Below are 2869 nucleotides of genomic sequence, written 5' to 3' on the forward strand. Positions count from 1 at the left end.
ATACCTCGCTCAACTGCCGGGGAGCCTTGTCCGTTCTTCCTCGGTCCACGACCGCCCGACTGTCACCCGATCGGTGGCCGCTCTGAAAAGGCTCATTGACTTCTCCCCCTCCTGAATGACTCCGTTGGGGATTCCGCAAACCGTCTCGTCGGCTTGCTGGGGTTGGCATGATCGTTCTGTTCGTCGGAGCGAGGGGGCTGGGTGTCGCTGGAGTCTCGGGACGACCGTGGGGTGCCGGAGCTGACCGCTCGGGTCGTGCGGGCGTCATTCCCGAAGGGGACTGTAGGGCGTTTCCCCTTGATCGTGGACACCCTGATCATTGGAACGTGAAGATCCATAGGACAGGAGTTCCCGTTGGGGACGTCGAAGTACTCGCCTGAGTTCCGGGCCGATGCCGTCGCGCTGTACCACTCGAGCGCGAGTGGGACGTACGCGTCGGTGGCCAAGGACCTGGGCATCAACCACGAGACGCTCCGCACTTGGGTGCTGGATGCCGAGCAGGCCGCCCAGCCCGGGGTCGTGGAGGCCACCGCGATGGAGAAGGAGAACCGGCAGCTGCGGGCCCGGGTCAAGGAACTCGAGCTCGAGCGGGAGATCCTGCGGAGGGCCGCGGAGTATTTTGCGGCCGAGACCAGCTGGTGAGCAGCCGCTTCCAGTTCGTCGACGATCACCGTGACGCCTTCGGCGTCAAGCGGCTGTGCCGGATACTCTCGCTCTCGCGGTCGGGCTTCTACCGATGGCTGGCCGGCGCGGACGCGCGGGCCGGCCGGGCCCGGGCGGACGCCGAGCTCGCCGAACGCATCGCCCAGATCCATCAGGAATCGGACGGCACCTACGGAGTCCCGCGCGTCACCGCTGAGCTGAAGGACTCCTCGGCGGGTCAATCACAAGCGCGTCGAGCGCGTCATGCGCAAGTTCCACATCGTCGGGTTGCACCTGCGCAAGAAGGTTCGCACGACCATTCCCGAGCCGTCGGCGACGCCGGTTCCGGACCTGCTCCAGCGGGACTTCACCGCCCAGGTGCCGAACTCCAAGTACGTGGGCGACATAACCTATCTCCCCGTCGGCAACGGCCAATTCCTTTATCTGGCAACGGTGTTGGACCTGCGCTCGAAACGCCTGGCGGGCTGGTCGATCGCCGACCACATGCGCACCGAGCTGATAACAGACGCGCTCAAGGCCGCCGCGAGAGCCCGGGGTGCCGACGGCCTGCGCGGGGCGATCTTCCACAGCGACAACGGGGCGCAATATGTGTCGAAGGAGTTCGCCCAGGTCTGCTCGGCGCTCGGCGTGACCAGATCGCGCGGCGCGGTCGGCACGAGTGCGGACAACGCCGCCGCGGAGAGCCTGAACGCGACCATGAAACGCGAGACGCTGCAGGGGCGGAAGCGGTGGAACGGGGCGCGTGAGGCCCGCCTCGCGGTCTTCCGCTGGGCGACCCGCTACAACACCTGCCGACGGCACTCCCGTCTCGGCCCGATCAGCCCGATCACCTACGAACAGCGATCAACTACGCTGGCCACCGCCGCATGACAACCGGCAGCGGATGTGGTCCTCGACGGTGGCGTGTCCGCGGTGCCGGACCTCCAGATACTGGATGGAACCGCCGCCGTCGTAGCCGGTGTCGGTGAGGGACACCTGGTGGCGCATGCCTTCGTCCTGGTCGAAGAGCGAGAGCTGGGCGCCGGGGTGAGGGCGTTCACGACGCACGATCAAGCGGATGCCGTCCGGGTAGCCGGGAAGTTCGACCAGGCCGGTCAGTTCGGCGACCTGTGCCCCTTGACGCAAGGAGCCATCCTGGTCGAGAGCGGGGAGCCAGATGCGCTCGGGCAGCGAGCGGATCGCCCGGCGGACGTCGGAAGTGACCGCCATGCCGACCGAGAAGCCGATGTCCATCCCGTGAATCCGCAGGTCGCGCAGGTGGTGGAGGAAGGCTTTCGCGGAGCCGGCGGAGTCCGTCCGGATCAGGACCGGGGTGCCGTAGCGGTGGGTGTCGGTGTGCTGGGCGAGAGCGTCGTCCAGCACCGCGATGTGATCGGCTGCGGTGTTCGCTCCGGCGTTGCCCGGTCGCAGCCGTCCTGAGAGGGCCTCGCCGGTGTTGGCCAGGAAGCACAGCAACGGGTGATAGCCGAACCCTCCCTTGTAGTTGGCGGCGGCCTGTTCCTTGTCCGAGTGGCAGGCCACCAGCGTGGCGTCGAGGTCCAGGACCAGGCCGGGCAGAGCACGGCCGGCCGCCCCGGCGGCGGGTATGCCCTCACCGTTTTCGGCTGCCTGCAGCCAGGCCACCTCGCGTGCCTGGGCACGGGCCGCCCGCAGCCGGGCCAGCACACGCTCGTCGATGGCCGCGAGCAGCCGCCAGGCCGTAGGTGTGGACGCCACCGGTCCGAATACGTCCCGCTGGTCGCGCAGAACGGCCAGGTCCGTCATGGTCTCGCCGACGTCGGCGAGCATCACCGCCAGATCGGCGGCGACCCGACCCGGGTCGTGGCCGGTCCCACGCGGCCGCAACAGCCGCAGCGCATCGCAGTACGCGGCCGTCAGCCCAGTCGCATCGGCGAGATCCCCCAGCAACCGCGCTCCGGCATGCCCGACCACCCCCGACCCGTCAGCGGTGACATAAAGCTTGGGACGCGACCCGATAGCCTGCACGTAGAAAGTGCCTTCCGCTTGGAACGACAGAACCCCTAGACAAGGTTCATCGTCCCAGCTCAGAAGGCACTTTCGCGTTACTGGCCACCATCTGGACCCGCCCCAACCGAAACGGCGAGGCTAGTGCCAATACCGGTTACTTAGGGCTTTGGTATGCGTCTGACCCGTTTGGGTTTGGTGGCGTCGATGATGGTGATGGTCGGAACGTGTGGGCGATCCG

General features: G+C 67.5%; 2 pseudogenes. One reads left to right on the top strand and one right to left on the bottom strand.

Features of this window, described 5'->3' with window-relative positions:
- Positions 1–354 precede the first annotated feature (354 nt).
- Positions 355–1533, top strand: a pseudogene (locus tag AB0D12_RS41060) (IS3 family transposase).
- Here the strand turns inward: AB0D12_RS41060 and AB0D12_RS41065 are convergent.
- Positions 1516–2679, bottom strand: a pseudogene (locus tag AB0D12_RS41065) (IS1380 family transposase); the annotation flags it as partial. The pseudogenes AB0D12_RS41060 and AB0D12_RS41065 overlap by 18 nt on opposite strands.
- Positions 2680–2869: the final 190 nt, after the last annotated feature.

Origin of the sequence: Streptomyces sp. NPDC048479 (assembly GCF_040651435.1) — a bacterium.
Classification (GTDB): domain Bacteria; phylum Actinomycetota; class Actinomycetes; order Streptomycetales; family Streptomycetaceae; genus Streptomyces.